Source organism: Pseudoduganella danionis (genome assembly GCF_009720775.1).
Lineage (GTDB): Bacteria > Pseudomonadota > Gammaproteobacteria > Burkholderiales > Burkholderiaceae_D > Rugamonas > Rugamonas danionis.
This window is the reverse complement of record NZ_WNKW01000001.1, coordinates 1,183,833-1,202,432: the sequence shown is the minus strand read 5'-3', so window position 1 is coordinate 1,202,432 and position 18,600 is coordinate 1,183,833. Positions and strand designations below refer to the sequence as shown.

The following is an 18,600-nucleotide window of genomic DNA, read 5'->3' as shown; positions in this document are numbered from 1 at the left end:
TCAAAGGAAACGACATGACTACATTGAATAGCAGCTTTGGTTCCCGCTTCGGTATGGAATACTTGCCGACTTCGTTCATGGTACGTGTGGGCAAACGTGAATTGCTGGTGTGCCGTGACTTCCGCAAACGCTACTACGCTGTCAATCCTATCCTCGAGTGCGACACCGGCGTGCAAGCTGGCCACCTCGAGGTGCTGGTATTCGGTCGCTGGCTGCTGATTCTGTCGAAGGCGCACTAATGGTTGCCGGAGCCAGTTGCCCTGCCCAGTCGCCCGATCTGCCCGCTGATGCGGCAGCTTCGCGGGCGCTCCTCACCTGGGTGTGGCAACTGGCCTACCGTCATCAAACAGATTGGCCTCGTACCACAGCGTCACAAACAGCACCATTACCACTGGGCCGATAAACAAGCCCACCAGCCCCAGCGTTTCGACGCCGCCCAGTATGCCGAACAGCACGGCGAGGAAAGGCAGACGGGTGGCATTGCCTATCATGCCGGGCCGCACGAAGTGGTCGGCCACGAACAGGACGATGCTTCCCCACACCGCCACGGCAATGGCCCCGGCCACGGCGCCCTGACTGGCCAGCAGCGCCGCCGCACTGAGAAACGCAATCGGTGCGCCGAATGGAATAATCGCCAGTATGCCTGTCACAGCGCCCCATACGGCGGCTGAATGCAGGCCGGCCAGCGCATAGCCTATGCCGATCAGCACGCCTTCAGCCAGACCGACCAGCACCAGACCATTGACGGTGGCCCGGATGGCAGTCGGCACTTTGGCGGAGAAATGGGCCCAGCGTTGCTCGCTCACACAATGGCTGCCGATGGCGTGGATCTGGCGGCTCAGCGCTGCGCCATCTTTGTAGAAGAAGAACAGGCAGAGGAAGGCCAGGCCGAAGTCCATCAGTCTGTGCATGAAACCGGCGCCGACTACCTTGATCATATCGCTGGCCGAATGCAGGCCATTGATTTCATGCTCGGATAGCAGATGGGCCAGTCCGTGCGGCTGGCTCAGCGTGGCCTGCCACCAGTCCGCAATCCAGTCGCCCACCATGGGCAGGTTCTGCATAAAGGCCGGCACGGGCAGGCCGTCCGTATTGGCCTTGACAACAAAAGCGGCCAGTTCCGGCGCCTGCCGCGCTGCCTGCGTCACGCCCAGCGCGAGTGGCACCACGAACACGGCCAGCATCAGCAGGGTCAGCACGGCGGCCGCCAGCACATCGCGCCCGCCCATGCGCGCGCGCAAGCGCACATACAAAGGCCAGGTGGCGACGCACAGTATGCCGGCCCAGACCAGCGGCAGGAAAAAGCGGTGCATCACGAAAGCGGCTAGCACTATCAGCATCAGCGAAAAGCCGGCACTCAGAATATCGCGCTGGGTTTCATTCATCGGGGCGTCTCCAGATCAAGGGTGTGGCTATGGTAAGCGGAATTTGTCATTCAGCAAGCATCACGCTGCCGATTTAATAACTTCCTAAGCCTGCATACAGCGCTCGCGCAGGAAATCGCGCAGCTGCAGCACCGTGGGCGTGATGTGCTGGCGATGCATGCACAGCATGTTCAGTGGCGCCGCTTCGCCTGCCAGTTGCGGCAGCAGCACCTGCAAGCGGCCGGCGCGGATATCGTCGGCCAGATCGAGCCGCGATTTATAGGCGATGCCCAGACCAGCCACAGCCCAGCGCCGCACCACATCGGCATCGTCGGCACTGCGGTTGCCCTGCACATGCAGCTCCTGCAGCTCGCTGCCTTGCCCGAACTGCCAGCGGTCGTGGATCACTTCGTCCACCATGAAGCGCAAACAGTTGTGCTGCAGCAGATCGTCCAGCGTTTTCAGCGTGCCATGGCCTTGCAGATAGGCCGGTGCGGCCACCAGCACGCGGCGATTTTCGGGCGCCAGCGGCAACGCCACCAGACTGGAATCATCCAGCCGGCCGTAGCGTATGGCCAGATCGACAGGCTGGCGGTACAGATCGGAAACGCGGTCGCTCACGCTGAGCTGGAAACTCACACGCGGATAGCGCGCCTGAAATTCGTCCAGCCAGCGCACCAGAAAATTGCGCCCCAGATCGGACGGCATGGCGATGCGCAGCAGACCGCCCGGCGTATCCTGCCCCTGCTGCAAAGCTTCCTGCCCTTCCTGCAGCAGCCGCAGTGCTTCGCGCGCATGGCGCAGATAGTTTTCCCCTTCTTCCGTCAGGCGCAGGCTACGGGTGGTGCGCGCCAGCAGCCGCCAGCCCAACGCTGTTTCCAGCCGCTTCAGTGCAGCGCTGGCTAGCGCGGGCGAGATCGCCAGCTCCCGCGCCGCCGCCGACAGGCTGCCGCTATCGGCCGTGCGGACAAATACGGTCAAATCATCGAGTCTCAGCAATTTTCAAAATTCCTTTGAAAGTATTTCATCGAACACCGGCTTTTTCAAAGATTCAGAATAAATCATCATACGCCCATTCCCTACTTTATGGAGCTATCCATGCAAGCTGTTGCCTACCGCAAGTCCCTGCCTATCCACGATGCTGCCGCCCTGATCGATGTCGAGCTGCCGGATCCGGTTGCGCAGGGGCGCGATCTGCTGGTGGAAGTGCGCGCCGTGTCCGTCAATCCCGTCGATGTGAAAATCCGCCGCAACGTGGCGCCGGCCGAAGGCAGCGATAAAGTGCTGGGCTGGGATGCCGCCGGCATCGTGCGCGCCGTCGGTCCCGATGTGACGCTGTTCAAACCGGGCGATCAGGTCTGGTATGCGGGCGATCTGACCCGCGCCGGTACCAATAGCGCGCTGCATCTGGTGGATGAACGCATCGTCGGCCACAAGCCGGTCAATCTGGATTTCGCGCAGGCCGCTGCCCTGCCCCTGACGGCCATCACGGCATGGGAGCTGCTGTTCGAACGGCTGCAAGTGAGCCGCGACAAAGGCCAGACGGGTCAGTCGCTGCTGGTAATCGGTGCGGCCGGCGGAGTAGGTTCCATCCTCGTGCAGCTGGCGCGCCAGCTGACGGGGCTGACCGTAATCGGCACCGCCTCGCGCCCTGAAACGGCGGACTGGGTGCGCGAGCTCGGTGCCCACCATGTACTCGACCACAGCAAGCCGCTGCAGCAAGAAATCGCCCGTCTGGGTCTGCCGCCCGTTACCTATGTGGCCAGCCTGAACCAGACCGACCAGCACTGGGCCGCCATCGCCGAACTGATAGCACCGCAGGGCAAGGTAGCGCTGATCGATGATCCGGACAGCCTCGATATCCGCCTGCTCAAGCGCAAAAGCGTTTCGCTGCACTGGGAATTCATGTTCACCCGGTCGATGTTCCAGACCAGCGACATGATCGCCCAGCACCGCCTGCTCAACGATGTGGCCAAACTGGTGGAAACGGGTGTGCTGCACACCACGCTGACGGAAATTTTCGGCAGCCTGAATGCGGACAACCTGAAGCGTGCCCACGCCCTGATCGAGAGTAACCGCGCACGCGGCAAGATCGTGCTGGTCGCTGGCTAGCGCCTAACTGTTAGGCCGCACGCTGCGCGCGCAAGCGCTGCAGCACTGCCGCATCATGCTCGGCCAGCACGGCCAGCACAGTGCTGGCGGCAACGCAGCAGTGGTCGAGCACGGCCATCAGCGTGTCCTGACGCTGCTGCAGCCGGTGCGAGCGATAGCCGAGCTGGTTGAACATGCGCTCGACATCGATACAGTCGGCGCGCAAGCCCCACAGCATATCGCGCGTGCTGGCCATCTCGTTGCGCATCGCATGGTCGACATCGAGCATTTCCATCTGAGTCTTCGGGTCCAGACCATAAGCGCGTATGGCGCGCTGCCAGCGCTCGAGCTTCTGGCTGATGCGGCGCAGACGCAGTATCTTGCCGTCTAGCGTACGACAATGGCGCCAGCACAAAAAACACAGAGGCAGCGCTGCCATGATCTGCGGCAGCACCAGACGGACCCACCAGCGCTCCGCCTGCCGCCACAGCGCCTGCAGGCGCCGCAAACACATCTGTACGGATGAAGTAGACATAGTCGAGGCTCCGGTAGCTTAACTTCGCTACCATAGCCGCCGCATCAAAGGCTGGATTTGATGCGGCGTAAATGTACTGCGAATTTATTCAGGCTTGCGCAGCATCGCCTTAATTCCGCGCAGCCCCTGACGGATGCGCGCCTCGTTTTCGATCAGGGCGAAGCGCACATAGCCATCGCCGTATTCTCCGAAACCGATGCCGGGGGAGACGCAAACCTTGGCCTCGGCCAGCAGCAGCTTGGAAAACTCCAGCGACCCCATATGGCGATAGGCTTCCGGTATCGGCGCCCAGATATACATCGACGCTTTCGGCTTCTCCACTTGCCAGCCCGCTTCGCACAAGCCCTTGTGCAGCACATCGCGCCGGCTCTGGTACATCGCGCAGATATCGCTCACGCACTGTTGGTCGCCTTCCAGTGCCGCAATTGCCGCCACCTGCACCGGCGTGAAGCTGCCGTAATCGTGGTAGCTCTTGATGCGCGCCAGCGCAGCCACCAGTTCGCGGTTACCCACCATGAAACCGATGCGCCAGCCGGCCATGTTATAGCTCTTGGACAGCGTGAAGAACTCCACCGCCACCTCGCGCGCACCGGGCACCTGCATGATGGACGGAGCTTTCCAGCCATCGAAGCTGATATCGGCATAAGCCAGATCATGTACCACCAGGATGTTGTGCTGCTTGGCCAGCGCCACTACCCGCTCGAAGAATTCCAGCTCCACGCACTGCGCAGTAGGATTCGACGGGAAGCCGAGGATCATCATCTTCGGTTTGGGATAGCTCTCGCGCACGGCCCGTTCCAGCTCGTCGAAGAAATCCACGCCGGGCGTCATGCGCACGGAGCGGATATTCGCACCGGCGATCACCGCGCCCCAGATGTGGATAGGATAGCTGGGGTTAGGCACCAGCACTGTGTCGCCCTGATCCAGCGTTGCCAGCATCAGGTGCGCCAGCCCTTCCTTGGAGCCAATGGTGACAATGGCTTCGCTATCGGGATCGAACTCCACGTCGTAGCGGCGCTGGTACCACTTGGTGATGGCACGGCGCAAACGCGGTATGCCTTTGGAAGCGGAATAGCCATGCGTATCGGGACGTTTGACGGTATCGATCAGTTTCTCGACGATGTGGGACGGTGTCGCACCATCCGGATTACCCATCGACATATCGATGATGTCTTCGCCACGGCGGCGCGCCGCGAGTTTCAGTTCGGCGGTGACATTGAAAACGTAAGGGGGAAGGCGATCTATGCGCGCAAAGCTGCGCGACGGAGTGGTATCAGTCATGGAGTTCTCACGTAAGCGCCCGGAACCGTCCGAGCGACGTTGATGCAAGTGCATCGGCATCCATACTAGCCCACGCGCGCACCGCTTGGCAACTGCTAAGCGGCAGATTTTTTTTACGCTCTGCCCTTGCCGTGACGCCAGCGCGCCCGCTCAGGATAAGGTAGTCAGCACCGAAGCGCCCACCATGCTGGCAATCGCCAGCCACTGGATGGCACTCAGACTCTCGCCCAGCACCACCAGTCCGGCCAGCGCACTGAGTGCCGGCGCCGCACTGCTGAACATGCTGAAAGTGCGCTGCGACAGCCGGCGCAAGGACAGCATCTCCAGCGTATAGGGCAAGGCGCTGCACATCAGCGCAATCGCCAGACCGATGGCCAGATAGGATGGCGTGAGCAGCATGCTGCCCCCATACCACGCACCGATGGGCACGACGAACACGGAAGCGGCCAGCATGGCCCACGCCACCGACTGCCCGCCGTGCATCACCGAAACGCGCTTGCCGAACACGATGTACAGCCCCCAGCACACGGCCGCACCGGCCGCATAGGCTACCCCGACCGGATCGAGCTGATTGACACCGCTATGGATAGGCAGCAGGAAGTACAAGCCAACGGCGGCCAGCGCCACCGCCAGCAGATCACGCGGCCGGCGCGAGGACAGCACTGCCACCGTCAGCGGCCCTGCCACTTCGATGGCTACGGCGATGCCCAGCGGGATGCGGCTGAACGAACGGTAGATCAGCAGATTCATCAGGCCGATCACGCTGCCGTAGATGGCCACATTCACGCCCTGCGCCAGCGTCAGCGGCGTACGCCACGGACGGAACACGGCCAGCATGATGATGGCGGCGATCCCCACCCGGTAGGAAGCCACACCCTCGACGCCGATCAGCGGAAACAGATGCTTGGCGAGTGCCGCGCCCAGATTCAGCGAGAGCTGACTGGCTAGCAGCGCAACCCCTGCCAGCAGCGCACTACCGGCAGGTTTGACAATCGCTCCGGAACTATCGTCCATATCGTTTATATTATTTCGCCGACAGTTCCAGTTTGAGCGGCAGGGTCGCGCCGCTGCGTACTTCGATGGACTGCGGTGCTGCAGCTTGCGCCGCAGCGGGCGCCACGCCGGCTTCCTTGAGTGCCGCCAGTATCACATTGGCGCGCTGCGTGCCCAGCTGACGCAGCGCATCTGCCGGCAAGGCCTGCTGCTGTTCCAGCCGCTGCTGCAGTTGCTGGTAGAAAGCGCTGGCATCGGCCACCTGCGGTTCGCCCTGAACCAGCTTGGCCATACGCTGCAGCATCGGCAGCTTCTGCGCAGCGCTGCCATCGGCTGGCGCACCCTGCTCACCGTTGGCGGGCGTAGCTGCCGCTGCGCTGGGCTTACCGCTGGCCGCAGCCTCCGCCGCTTTCTTCTGCTGGTCCAGCGCAGCCGCACCAAAGCGTTCGGCATACAGGTCGCGCAAGGCGCTACGCACTTTGCGCTGGCCGATGTCCAGCGGCCCTGCCGGTTCATCCGCCGCCAACGTCACGCCGGCACGCTGCAACACCGTGCGGCGTACGGCCTGCTGGCGCAATGCTGCGCCATCGAGTACCTCGCCATACTGACCCGGCACCGACAGATGCAGTTGCGGCTTCTTGGCCAGTATCTGCGCTACCTGCTTGAGCTTCTCGCGTTCCGGCGGCAGCAGCGCGGCGCTGCCCGCATCGAAGCTGATCGCTTCCAGTTCATCGCCACTGATGCCGAACAGGCTGCCCAGCGCGCGGAATGGTGAAGTGACGATCTTGCTCATGATATTGCCGATCGCCTTCCATACCACGGCACCATAGCTGAACTGGGGATCATTGAGATCGCCGGAAACCGGCACGCCGAGTTCGATCCGGCCATTGCTATCCTTGAGGATGGCCAGCGCCAGTTCCAGCGGCAGATGCAGCGCATCGGGACTATCAATGCGCTCGCCCAGAGTCAGCTTGTCCAGCACGATCTGGTTATTCCCTTCCAGCTGGCTGTGGCGCACCTTGTACTGCAGGTCCAGCGAAATCTTGCCTTCGGCGATACGGTAGCCGGCGAACTTCATGCTATACGGCGAAGCCGAGACCATATCGACGTTTTTGAATACCACGCTGAGGTCAGTGTTATCGGCCAGCACAAAGGGGTTGAGCTTGCCACGGATGCGGGTAGAGCCGTATTCGTCTACGCGGCCATCGATCTCCACCTGGCTGCTGGCATCGGCGCGCGAGGACAGCCCCGTAATCACGCCATTCAGTTCATACATCTTGGCGCTGAACTGGGGCCGCAAGCTCAGGTCCGTGAACGCCAGCTTGGCGTTCTGCAGGCGCAGGCGGCGTATCTTGAGCGGGAATGGCGTCGCGGTCGCAGTGGTCGTTGCGGTCGCGGTGGTCGTTACTGTGGTAGTTGCGTCCGACTTGGTCGCAGTACCCGAAGCGGCACCGGCAGCCGCCGTGGCCGCAGCAGGCTGAGGCACCAGCAGCCGCGCCGCATTGAAGCTGCGGTCATTCTCGATAATCAGCGTCGCATCGGGTTCCACCAGACGCAGCTCACTAATATCCAGCAGATCCGGCTTCAGACTAAAGGCCAGCTTCTCGGCACGCAGTTGCTTCCAGTGCGCAAAGCGGTCGCCGTCATCTTCGTTCAACACCAGCTCGTCGAAATCCAGCCCGCCGTCGTAACGCACAGCAGCATCCTTGGCCGTACCGGCGCCCAGATGCAGATGGCCCTGCGTGGAGATGGCGCCGCTGGCGATCTTCAGGCGCAGGTATTTCGCCAGCAAAGGCTGAACTGGCGCTATCGCCAGCTTGTTCAGTTTAAGGTCGGCTTCCAGCGCGACGCTGGCCGGTACCAGCTTGCCCTGTGCCTGCAACTGGCCGCCTTCGCGCAAAGTCAACGCGCCATCGAAGCTCACCGGCTTGGCCAGATCGCTACCCACATCATTGAGTGCCAGCCGGAAATCCTGCACGTTGGCCTTGATGCCGCTCGCGGCATCGTCATAGCGTGCGCCGAAGCGGTTGAACTCCACCCGCTTGATACTGGCCGCCCATGCCGGCGCAGCCGCTGAAGCTGACGCTGATGCGCGAGCTGGTGCTGATGCGCGAGCTGATGCAGCTACCGCAGCGGGTGCCGCCGGCTGGCCTGCTTTGCTGTCATTTTTGTTCAGTGGCAGCGCCTGCAGCAGCAGGTACTGTCCCTTGCTGTCACGCGACAGATCGAGCTGACCACCCTCAAACGCGAGCTTGCCCACGCTGGCCCGCCGGGCCGCCAGATCGAGCGTGCCCTGCTCCACCGCCGCACGGGCCAACTTGAACGGCGTGGCCGCACCGCTTTGCAATTGCAGATTGTCCAGCACCACGCGGCCATCGGCCAGTTGCAGCTCCAGGCCCTGCTTGCCGCTGTGCGCCTGCAGATTCAGATGTAGTGCAAGCTGTTCGGCCGACACTTTCAACGCAGGCTGCACGCTTTCATCAATCGCGCTCAGCGCCACACCATCGAGGTCGAGCTGCTTGAGGTTCAGTTTCCATGCCGGAGCAGGCGGCTTGGCTGCGACCATGGCTGCCGTGTTCTGTGCGGCCGGCTGCTTGGCCGGTGTTACAGCCGGTGTTGCAGCGGATGCTGCAACCGGCGCGACCACCGGTGCCGCTGCAGGCACTGCCAGCGTCGTCAGATCCAGCACACCACGCGCATCGCGCCGCAGCGTCAGCGCACCGCCATGCAGACCGATGCCGGCGATATTCACCGTCTGTCGCCCCAGATCGAGATCGACCCCGCTGATATCAAACTTCTTCACCCGCGCAAACGGCGTAGCGACACCCTGCTGATGCAAGGCCAGTTCGGCCAGCCCCAGACTGGCACCATTCAGGCCCGCATCGATCTGCCCGTCGTGATAGCGGAACTGATACGGCAGCGTCGCCGACAGATGGCCAGCGGATACCGCCATGCGCACGTAAGGCTTGAGATAGTTGGACAGGCCAGACAAGGCCACATTCTCCAGTGCCAGTTCACCACTGGCACTGATAGGATTGAGCGAGGCCTTGCCTTTCCAGCGCAGTTTGCCGCCCAGGCCCGCATCGGCACTGAGGGTGTAATCGCCGTTATCGTCCGGCAGCGTGCTCAGATTATTCAGCGCGAAATCGATGGGGGTGAAAGTATCGCGGTAGCCGGCATGGCGGTCCTGCATCACCACCTTGCCTTGCTCCAGCGTGAAGTGGCCCACCACCAGCCGGGGCATGCCGCTATCCGGCTCGTCTTTCTTGTGCTTGTCCAGCGTCGCCAGCAGCTGGGCGATATTGAAGCTGCCATCGGGCGCAATCGCCAGTTGCAGATTCGGCCCCACCAGCCGGATATCGCCCAGGCACCAGGCCCGGCGCACCAGCGAGCGCCACTGCAGCTCCACCTCCAGCTGTTCGAGGCTGAACAGCGGCGCATCATTGGCTTCGGTAACAGCCAGTTGTTGCAGCGACAGGCGTAAAGTAAAAGGATTGAAACGCACGTCGGCCACGCTGGCCTTGCGCTCCAGTTCGGAGGCTACCAGCGCCGGCAACTGGTTCTTGATCAGCTTGGGCAATAGCCAGCCGCCAGCCAGCGCATACAGACCCAGCGCACCGGCCACTCCAGCGCCCCAGCGCTGCCAGCGTTTTTTAAAGACTTGCAATCCCATCCCCAGAAGTAGCTACTAACCAACAGTATAGCAAGCACAACAATTCTGGGGCGGCGATCAGTGTTTAAACAGGTCGCAATACGCGCCATTGTCTTCCAGATTCACCCCGGTCTTGCCGTCCGCGCCCACCAGCTTGATCCAGCCATCGGGCTTGTCCGGCGTGGGGCGCTTGCCGCAATTGGTATGTACCCAGTGTATGCCTACCCCGCCGCGCGTGTACAGTTGGCCACACACGGCGATGCGATCATTGACGCGGATGCGTTCCAGCGAGGCTGGCACACTGCGTTGCCCGGGTTCAAAGCCCTGAGCAAAAACATTATCGATGGCAACATCATAGACTTGTCCATCTTGATCGGCTTTCATTTTCAGGTGGGTATGCGACAGTTCCACGCCCTTGCGGAACTGTCCGTGGGCAAATTTCGGCCCTTTGACGATTACGCCGCTACGGTAGGTGCCGGCCGAAGCTGCACACTGGGCTAGGTCATCAGCGGCAAGCGCTGCACCGCCAGAGCCATACACGGCGCCGAGCAAGGCCAGGCTAAGCAGAATTCGTTTCATAGTTCATCTCGCAAGTTCGGGAGCAGGCTTGCCATTGTGCAGACTTCAGCCGCAACTGACAACCGTGCCATTGCGCTGACGCGGGCCGGCAAGCTCACTCGCCCGCAGGCAGCTCGGCCGCACCCGTATGCTGCTCCGCTGCGCCATTACCGCGCACCTGAAAACGCGTGCTGGCAATCACGCGCGCTTCGCCATCGACCAGCGCCAGCAGGTGCTGGCCCGGCGTAGGCTGCCACGGATAGGCGCGGCTAGCCTGCCCCAGCTCGGTGCCATCCAGTTGCCAGCTCAGGCCCTGGCCCGCCTGCGCCTGAAAGAATACCCGCTGCACGGCATCCGGCATGTCCGGATCGAGCGCGATGATGGTCGATTCCGCCGGATAGATGATTTTGGGCGCGCGCTGGGCTTCCGCCACCAGCGTGATGACCCGGCTTTCCGTCCCTGCCATGAACCATTCGTTGCGCGGACTCTCGAGCGCCGGCTGGTAGCTGATCTGGCGCGCCAGTACGCCCGCCGGTGGTGCCGGCGCACGGCCAGGCTGCTGGCGGTGCAGATAGTCCATCACATCGCGCCACGCCGGTGCCGCACCGGTCACACCCGAGACATCCCACATGGGCTGGCCATCGAAATTCCCGACCCAGACGCCGACCGTATAACGCTCCGAGTAGCCGACACACCAGTTATCGCGCATATCCTTGCTGGTGCCCGTCTTGACGGCGCTCCAGAAGCCGGTGGCGAGTTCGTTCTTCAGGCCGAAGGTCACGCTGCGCGCGGCACGGTCGGACAGGATATCGCCGATGATGAAGCTGGCCCCCGCATCGAGCACGCGCCGTGGCGCTGGCGGCTGGGCGCGCGGCGTCAGCGTCACGCTGCCATACAGGCCGCCATTGGCCAGCACGCGGTAGGCATTGCTCAGTTCCAGCAGACTGACTTCGGCCGAACCCAGCGCCAGCGAATAACCGTAATAGTCGGCCGCTTCGGTCAGGCTGCTCAGTCCCACCTGCTGCAGCCGGCCATGGAAGCGCTCCAGCCCCGTCAACACCAGCGTACGGACCGCCGGCACATTGAGCGAACTGGCCAGACTGGTGCGCACACTCACCTGCCCTTTGAATTCCTTGTCGTAGTTCTGCGGCACATACAGGCCGGTAGGCGTGGCGATATCGATGGCGCTATCATCCATCACCGAAGCCGCCGTCAACAGCCTGCGCTCGAGCGCCAGCTCGTACAGGAAAGGCTTCAGCGTCGATCCGGCTTGACGCAGCGCCGTCACCCCATCGATCTCGGAAGCGCCGGCATTGGCCACATAGGCCAGTATCTCGCCGCTGGCGTTATCCAGCACCACCAGCGCACCATCGCCTACGTTGCGGTCGCGCAGCGCCATCAGCTGCTGGCGCAGCGCGGTCTGGGCAAACAACTGCAGCCGCGCATCGAGCGTACTGCGCACATTCTGCGCAGCGTGGTTCAACAGTTGCTGTGCCACCTGGGTTGCCGGTGCCAGCTCCTGCGCGATCTGCGGCCGCCCCATGGCCACCAGCGTGCGCAATTCGATTTCGCTGCAGGTGGCCGGTGCATGCAGCTCGCGCGACAGTGCGCACGCGCGCTGCCACACCAGCGCCGGCGCGGCATTCGGCCCGCGCAGCAAGCTGGCCATGATCATGGCTTCCGTCAGCGTGAGGCCGGACGGCACTTTGCCGAACAGGCCGCGCGCCGCCGCGCCGACGCCCTGCAGCTCGCCACGGAAGGACACCAGATTCAGATAGGCTTCCAGTATCTGTGCCTTGCTCCAGCTGGCATCGAGCTCGCGCGCAGCTTGCACCTGATCCCATTTCTGCGACCAGCTACGGCCCTGCCTGGACGCCTGCAGGCGCGGATCGAGCAGGGCCGCAAGCTGCATGGTGATGGTCGAAGCGCCGCGCGGGCGGCTGCGGAACAGGTTATCCCAGGCAGCCTTGCCGGCTGCGCTCCAGTCTACGCCTTCATGCTGGTAGAAGCGCTGGTCCTCGGCCTGCAGCACAGCGGCCGGCAGGGCCGGCGAGATATCACCTAACGCCACCCAGTCTGCGCGCCGCCCCTGCAGATCGATGCGCAGCGACTGTATCAGTTCGCCGTGCCGGTCCAGCAATTGCGCTTCCGAGCCGCGATACTCGCGCCTGACCTGCTCGGGCGTGGGCACGGCGGCGCGTGCCGCCAGCGCAGGCAGCATTGCGCACAGCAGCAGTGGCAGCAATGGCAACATCCATCGGCCCGATCCGCGCAGTTTCATTTCACCGTCACGACAGCATTGGGCAGCTCGCCGAACATCTCGGGGTTGTACATGGCTTCCACCCGGGTAGACGGCAGGTTGAACTGGCCGGCATTATTTAGCCGGACCGTGTACTCCACGCTCCACTTCCCTTTCGGTACGAACTGGTAGAAGGCATGGTAGCCATCAAAGCTGCGCTCCTCGAAGGCGGGCCAGACCCAGCCCTGCTGCTTGCTGGCGCCCAGTATCTGGCTGTCCGTACCCAGTCCCGTGCCCAGCACGGTGGCACTGGCCGGAATCGGATCGTCCACCACCACCCAGGTCATATCCGCCTGCGCTTCCAGCTCCAGCCGCACGCGGTACACATCACCGCGCGACCATACGCCGGCCGGCTTCTGCTCCAGCGCCGTGATGCTCTTGCTGATGCGGTAGCCGCTGGACAGCGGCGCCTTGAGCGGCAGCGCGGCCAGCGTCTGCACGGTCACCCACGGTTTGCCCGTGCCCTTATGGTTCAGTTCCAGTTCGGCCGAACCGCGCGGCCATGGCAGCATGACCTTGCCACCCGTGGCGTCGCCGCCGTAAGCAATGCTCTTGCTGACCTGCGCCAGCGTGGCGCTGCTGCTGCCCGTCACAGCCACGCGTTCATGCAACTGCGAGAAGCGTTCTAGCGCCAGCGTGCCCCAGGCATTGGCCACCGTGGTATTCCAGCGGCCCTTGCGCTGGCGTCCCAGCGCGCCGCGTGCCAACCGGCCTATGTCTTCTTTCCAGCCCGGATTGTCGGCCACGGCCAGCAGCAGGCGGTTGGCATTGCTGTCGCCCGAAGCCATCAACCACCACCAGTTATCGCTACGCTCGGTCGAGAAGCCCATGGTGGTGCCCTGCAGGTTCAGGCGCGCTTGCAGGATTTGCTCGGCCTGAGCCCAGCGCTGCGCCCTTTGCGGCAGTTGCGGCGAATGCTTGAGGATCTGATACCAGTCGATCACGGCCGAGGTGGGCCACAGATTCGGCTCGATCGCGAACGATTGCAGTTGCTCCACCTGTATTGGCGCGTAGTGCGAGATCGCTTCCAGTGCGGCCAGTTTGCGCACGGCCAGATCGGTGGTGCGCAAGGCCGACCAGCGCACGATACGCCCTGCGACAAAGTTCCGCAGCCCAGTCAGCATGCTGTTCTTGAGATCCTCGGGTATCGCATAGCCGCCTTCGTGGGCGGCCGACAGCACGTAGGCCGTCAGCATTTCATCGCCCTGCGCCATGGGCGCGAAATACTTGACCAGACCATCGCTATCGAGATGCGCGGGCAGGGTTTCCATATTCGCCTGCCACATGGCCTTGTCGTGCAACGCGATCGCGCGCGACGTCACCTGCTCGAAGCAGCGGTATGGGTACTGGCTCATATACTCGCGCAGTGCGGACAGCTCGCTGCCCAGCCGGGCGCTGAACTGTACCTGCACGCCGCCACGGCCGGGCAAAGCATCTTCCGGTATGCGCACCTGCATGCGCTGGCCCTGGTCGAGCTGCAGCAGCGTGGCCTGGGTGGTACGCACCGGCACAGCCGGCAGCACGCGCTGACTGACTTTCAGGCGGTCACGCGCAGCAGCGCCATCGCTGCCCACGATGCTGGCAGCGACATCCCATGCCAGCGTGCTTGCGCCAGCGGGCACCAGATAATCCCAGCCGATTTCCTGCGCAGCGCCCGCTTCCAGCGCCACCTGCTGCGGCGCCAGCGCCTTGCCGCCGGCGCTGGCCGTCAGCGCAACCTGCACCGCTGCGTCGCTGGTATTGCGCAGCGTGAAACCGGCGCGCAGTCGGTCGCCTTCGCGCACCACGGGCGGCAGGCCCGATAGCAGCATCAAGTCCTGCGAGCTGCGGATCTCGGTACGTCCCGTGCCAAACAGGTCGGCATCGGCACTGGCAATGGCGACGATGCGGAACGCCGTCAGCGAGTCATTGATAGGCACTTGCACGCTGGCTTCGCCATTGGCATCGAGTACCACGCGGGCTTTCCAGAACAGCAGGGTATCGAACAGTTCACGTCCGGCGCCTTTGCCGCCGCCACCGCCATGGGGCACGGCCTTGCGGCCGAAATGGCGTTTGCCGACCACCTGCATTTGCGCCGTCGCCGTCTGCACTTGCAGATTACGCTGCTGCATCATGGCCTCCAGCAGTTCCCAGCTAGTGTTGGGCATCAGTTCCAGCAGCCCCACATCGACGGCAGCCAGTGCCACCTCGGCACCGGCAGGCAGCGGCGCGCCATCGGCCCGCGCCACCTTGACCTGCACGCTAGCCTTCTCGCGGATGTTGTAGACCGGCTTGTCCGTTTTGACCTGCACTTTCAGCTCGTGCGCGGCCCAGCCCACCCGCAGCGGCGTGATGCCCAGCTTGTAGGCCGGCTTGCCGAGATCGACCAGGGCCGTCGGCTGCACGCCGGCCGCACGGCCCCGCACCACCAGCGCCGAAACATACACATTCGGTGCATAGTTGCCTTTGACGGGCAGCGTGAACACGGGCTCCTTGGCCGAGACCTGACGCACATAGGTATCGAGCACACCTTCGCGCTCGACGGTAATCAGCGCCGTCGCTTCACGAAACGGCATGCGCAGCTGGAAGCTGGCCGTCTGGCCCGGCTCGTAGCGCTTCTGCTCGGGCAGCAGATCGATGCGGTCGTTATCACTGGCGCTGAACCACCAGTCCGCGCCATCGGCCACCCAGGTTTCGCGCTGGGTGATGGCGGCACGCTGGGCGCTGTCGTGGGTGCTGGCGCGCAGGATCAGATTGCCCGAGGCAGGTGCTTTGACTTCGCAGATCAGCAAGCCACGGCTATCCGTCTGGCCCGCGCAGGCCGGCCCCAGCGCTTTGACTTCGCTCTGGTTTTCATAGGCGTAGAAGCCGCCGATCAGACGGCGCCGGTGCGAATACTGCAGGCGCTGGAAGAAGTCCACCGTCACGGGCGCCTGAGCGACCGGCTTGCCCTGCACATCGAGCACCACCACGGTGAACTTCAGACCATCCTTGCTGGCCACCCAGCCATCGGGCTGCAGGCCGATCAGATAGGCCGAGTTCCACAGCGGGATGGTGGTAGTGGCCGACAGCGTTTCGCCATTCGCATCCTGATACGACATTTCCGTCAGCAGTTCCTGCGGCGTAGTCACTGCCGGCAACTGGTCCAGCGTTACACGCGCGCCGCCCTGCTTGTCCAGCGTTAGCTTGCGGGTCTTGAAGCCGCTGGCGGCGCTGGCATCGCCCTGCTCGCCCTCGAAGCTGCCTTCATCGTCGTCGAACACGGGCTGCTCGCGCTCCATGCCCGTGCGCACATCGCCGGCATTGAAGGTGAAGTCGGCATAGTCCTCGAAATACAGCGATTTGTTCTGCAATACAGTACGCAACTGTACCGGTACACCGGCCGCAGCGCCGCCCGACAGATAGCTGAGCTGCACATCGAGATCCACGCTGCTGGCCTGCACGGCCGGCGTCTTCGGCCCCTGCATCACCGCCTTCATGGTGGGCACGCGGAACTGCTCGACGCGGAAACGCCCTGCATCGCGCCCACCCAGCAGCAGTTGATACCAGCCCTGCTTGGCGTCGGCCGGAATATGCCATTCGCTTTCGGCGCTGCCATTGGCACTCCACTTGAGCGCCACCTGATAGCGCTGCTCGCTGCCTTCATGCAGCAGCTGTACGTTCTCCGGCTGGGCCTTGCGCTCGTCCGGCGTCAGCTGGCGGCCGAAAGCGCCACGCCCGCGGTTACTCGCACTGTCGGCCGTCAGCAGGCTGAAGCCCTGCTCCGTATGCCGGCGCAGGAAGTGCTTCATGTGTACGGTTTCGCCGGCACGCAGCAAGGTGCGATCGAATACGGTAGTGGCCAGCACGTTTTCATCGCGCCGGTCGCCGGACGGCACGTTGAAGCGCCAGCTCTCGATACCGCGCGTCCAGTCCGACGCAGTAAAGGTCATATCGTTGCCGCTGCGCGCCGTGATGAAGTAGGCGCTGCTGCCCATGCACTGGCGCTCGGGCAGTTCACCGCTGAAACTGGCCACGCCCTGCTGATTGGTCACGCCCTGACGCAGCAGCTTGCCGTCGCAATCACGTATGCTGACCTGCGCCTGCGCGACCGGCTTGCCCTGATCGAGCGACGTCACCCACACCAGCGAGGAGCTGGCGCCGTGCTTGAAGTGCGCCACCATATTGGTCACCAGCGCAGCCGCGCTGACATAGGCGGGCGCCGGCTTTTCGGCCAGCCCGGCACCGAGCCGTGGGCTGGCCAGTTCCACCACATAGAAGCCCGGCTTGCGCAGCGGGATGCCTACTACTTCCATGGCCTGACGGCCAGCCGGTTTCGGTACGGCGAAGCGCTCGATGCCGCTGGCAGCGGCACCCTTCTTTTGCGCCAGCAGCGGCTGATACAGCGCGTCGCCAGCCAGTTCGCGCGGCTCGCCGCCATAGCCGGTCAGACGGTGCAGCCAGTCCATGATCTGGCGGTCCTGCTGCTCCTGCGCCAAGGCAGCATCATTGACGCGCAGGCTGCTGCCTTCGATCTTTGCTGCCGCCACGGCCAGACTGGCTTCCACATTGCGCAGCGTGACCGGCAGCATGCGATCGCCGCGCGCTTCGATGATGCCGAAGCGCGCCGGGAATTTGATCAGCGGCGGCTGTGCATCCGTGCGCACGGCCAGCGGGAAGCGTTCCGCATTGAGCAGGCTGCGCCCGCCGTCATCCTTGAGCCCTGCCGGCAAATTCAGCGTGAATGCGGCACGCTCGGGGAACGGGCCTTTGAACTCCAGCGTATCGACGAATTCCGCCTGCTGCTCTTTCGGCAGCGTGCCGTGATAAGTTTTTCCGCCCGGCCCGCGCAAGCTGATGGCCAGCATGTCGGCCTTGCGCACCGGCGCGGAAAAGCCCAGCCGCATCGGCAGGAAGGGAATGCAGCCGCCATTCTTTTTCAGCTTGTCGCAACTAAAGCTGGCCGTAAAATCCGGCCGCGTACTGAACGACCAGTGCTGATCTTGCGCGCTGCTCATGCCGTTTTCTGCGGCGATGCCGGCGCCCCAGACCAGCGTCACTTCAGCCTTGGCCGGCAGGCGCTGCTTGCACTGCAGGACCGCCAGCGAGAGCTGCTCGAGGCGCTTGTCGCGCACCGCCAGCCGGGCACTCCACACCACGCCACGGGCACGGTAGTACGCCACCAGATGGCGCTCCACCAGATCCTTGCGCTGATCGAGCACGCGCTGGCGTTCTTCGCCCGTCAGCAGGCGCACGCCTATGCGCTCATTGATGCCCTGCGCACGGCACCAAGCGTGTTCGCTGATGCTCTCACTCGTGGCTGGCGCATCCAGTCCCAGTATGAAGACCTGCTGTTCGTCGATGTCGTAAGCGCCCTGACGCGGCGAGGACATGAGGATCTTGGGTCCGCCCGTATTGAAGCTGTAACTGTGCTCACCGGCCAGTGGCTGGCCAGCCAGATCACGCACACTGTCCTTGAGCGTGAAGCGACAGGACTCGGCAGCCGGCAGATCGCGCTCGAAATCATAGACCCAGTTGCGCCCATCGACCCAGCGCCCCTTGCCCGGCACGCCACAATCGATGCTGAACGGATCATCCAGCCGCAGGTCGCCCAGCGGCACCATCTGCGCGCTGAAGCGCGCTTTGACCTGGCGCACCTGCTTGACCGTACCGACAGGAGAAAAACGCGTGATCGAGGATTCGGCCAGAACGGCCAGCGGCAGGCTGCACAAGGCAGCGATACCGGCGAGACGGGACAGCAGGCGCATGCCAACTCCGTAAGCTGTAAGGGAAACAGCTCAGTGTTGCAAACACCAAAAGCAAAGTCAACAACATTACCGGAAAAACATCAAACTTCAAATACTTAAAG

Annotated in this window: 11 protein-coding genes; 2 read left to right on the top strand and 9 right to left on the bottom strand. The window is 63.4% G+C overall.

Features of this window, described 5'->3' with window-relative positions; genetic code table 11:
- Positions 1-14: 14 nt before the first annotated feature.
- The gene (locus GM655_RS05105; RefSeq protein WP_155433501.1) at positions 15-239 is read left to right on the top strand and encodes a hypothetical protein; all 225 of its coding nucleotides are present in this window, start codon (positions 15-17) and stop codon (positions 237-239) included.
- Between the two features lie 72 nt (positions 240-311).
- Here the strand turns inward: GM655_RS05105 and GM655_RS05100 are convergent, their stop codons facing one another.
- Both GM655_RS05100 and GM655_RS05095 read right to left on the bottom strand, forming a co-directional pair.
- Positions 312-1,385, bottom strand: a complete 1,074-nt coding sequence (locus tag GM655_RS05100) for an AI-2E family transporter (protein WP_155433500.1) — start codon at positions 1,383-1,385, stop codon at positions 312-314.
- A gap of 84 nt (positions 1,386-1,469) precedes the next feature.
- On the bottom strand, positions 1,470-2,363 hold the full coding sequence (locus GM655_RS05095) for a LysR family transcriptional regulator (protein ID WP_155433499.1): 894 nt from the start codon (positions 2,361-2,363) through the stop codon (positions 1,470-1,472).
- A 99-nt stretch (positions 2,364-2,462) separates the two neighbouring features.
- Here GM655_RS05095 and GM655_RS05090 point away from each other — a divergent pair, with 99 nt between their 5' ends.
- Positions 2,463-3,476 (top strand): zinc-binding alcohol dehydrogenase family protein, encoded by a 1,014-nt coding sequence (locus GM655_RS05090; protein ID WP_155433498.1) that lies wholly within the window; start codon positions 2,463-2,465, stop codon positions 3,474-3,476.
- A 10-nt stretch (positions 3,477-3,486) separates the two neighbouring features.
- Here GM655_RS05090 and GM655_RS05085 read toward each other — a convergent pair whose 3' ends face one another.
- The 7 genes from GM655_RS05085 to GM655_RS05055 all read right to left on the bottom strand — a co-directional run bounded on the left by GM655_RS05085 (position 3,487) and on the right by GM655_RS05055 (position 18,499).
- Entirely contained in the window at positions 3,487-3,990 is a 504-nt protein-coding gene (locus GM655_RS05085; protein WP_229632370.1) for a hypothetical protein, read from the bottom strand.
- A gap of 84 nt (positions 3,991-4,074) precedes the next feature.
- Entirely contained in the window at positions 4,075-5,271 is a 1,197-nt protein-coding gene (gene alaC, locus GM655_RS05080) for an alanine transaminase (RefSeq protein WP_155433497.1), read from the bottom strand.
- A 150-nt stretch (positions 5,272-5,421) separates the two neighbouring features.
- Positions 5,422-6,285, bottom strand: coding sequence for an EamA family transporter (locus tag GM655_RS05075; protein ID WP_155433496.1), 864 nt, complete (start codon positions 6,283-6,285; stop codon positions 5,422-5,424).
- A 10-nt stretch (positions 6,286-6,295) separates the two neighbouring features.
- On the bottom strand, positions 6,296-9,937 hold the full coding sequence (locus tag GM655_RS05070) for a DUF748 domain-containing protein (protein ID WP_155433495.1): 3,642 nt from the start codon (positions 9,935-9,937) through the stop codon (positions 6,296-6,298).
- 57 nt (positions 9,938-9,994) lie between these two features.
- Positions 9,995-10,495, bottom strand: a complete 501-nt coding sequence (locus tag GM655_RS05065) for a hypothetical protein (RefSeq protein ID WP_155433494.1) — start codon at positions 10,493-10,495, stop codon at positions 9,995-9,997.
- 94 nt (positions 10,496-10,589) lie between these two features.
- Positions 10,590-12,728 carry a penicillin-binding protein 1C gene (gene pbpC / locus GM655_RS05060; protein WP_155433493.1) on the bottom strand — a complete coding sequence of 713 codons (2,139 nt, stop codon included), beginning with the start codon at positions 12,726-12,728 and terminating at the stop codon, positions 10,590-10,592.
- 23 nt (positions 12,729-12,751) lie between these two features.
- Positions 12,752-18,499, bottom strand: coding sequence for an alpha-2-macroglobulin family protein (locus tag GM655_RS05055; protein ID WP_155433492.1), 5,748 nt, complete (start codon positions 18,497-18,499; stop codon positions 12,752-12,754).
- Positions 18,500-18,600 lie beyond the last annotated feature (101 nt).

Coding starts and splice junctions, on each gene's coding strand:
- GM655_RS05085 (WP_229632370.1), bottom strand. CDS start 3,990: ATGTCTACTTCATCCGTACAGATGTGTTTGCGGCGCCTGCAGGCGCTG.
- GM655_RS05070 (WP_155433495.1), bottom strand. CDS start 9,937: ATGGGATTGCAAGTCTTTAAAAAACGCTGGCAGCGCTGGGGCGCTGGA.
- GM655_RS05055 (WP_155433492.1), bottom strand. CDS start 18,499: ATGCGCCTGCTGTCCCGTCTCGCCGGTATCGCTGCCTTGTGCAGCCTG.
- GM655_RS05075 (WP_155433496.1), bottom strand. CDS start 6,285: ATGGACGATAGTTCCGGAGCGATTGTCAAACCTGCCGGTAGTGCGCTG.
- alaC (WP_155433497.1), bottom strand. CDS start 5,271: ATGACTGATACCACTCCGTCGCGCAGCTTTGCGCGCATAGATCGCCTT.
- GM655_RS05065 (WP_155433494.1), bottom strand. CDS start 10,495: ATGAAACGAATTCTGCTTAGCCTGGCCTTGCTCGGCGCCGTGTATGGC.
- GM655_RS05100 (WP_155433500.1), bottom strand. CDS start 1,385: ATGAATGAAACCCAGCGCGATATTCTGAGTGCCGGCTTTTCGCTGATG.
- pbpC (WP_155433493.1), bottom strand. CDS start 12,728: ATGTTGCCATTGCTGCCACTGCTGCTGTGCGCAATGCTGCCTGCGCTG.
- GM655_RS05105 (WP_155433501.1), top strand. CDS start 15: ATGACTACATTGAATAGCAGCTTTGGTTCCCGCTTCGGTATGGAATAC.
- GM655_RS05090 (WP_155433498.1), top strand. CDS start 2,463: ATGCAAGCTGTTGCCTACCGCAAGTCCCTGCCTATCCACGATGCTGCC.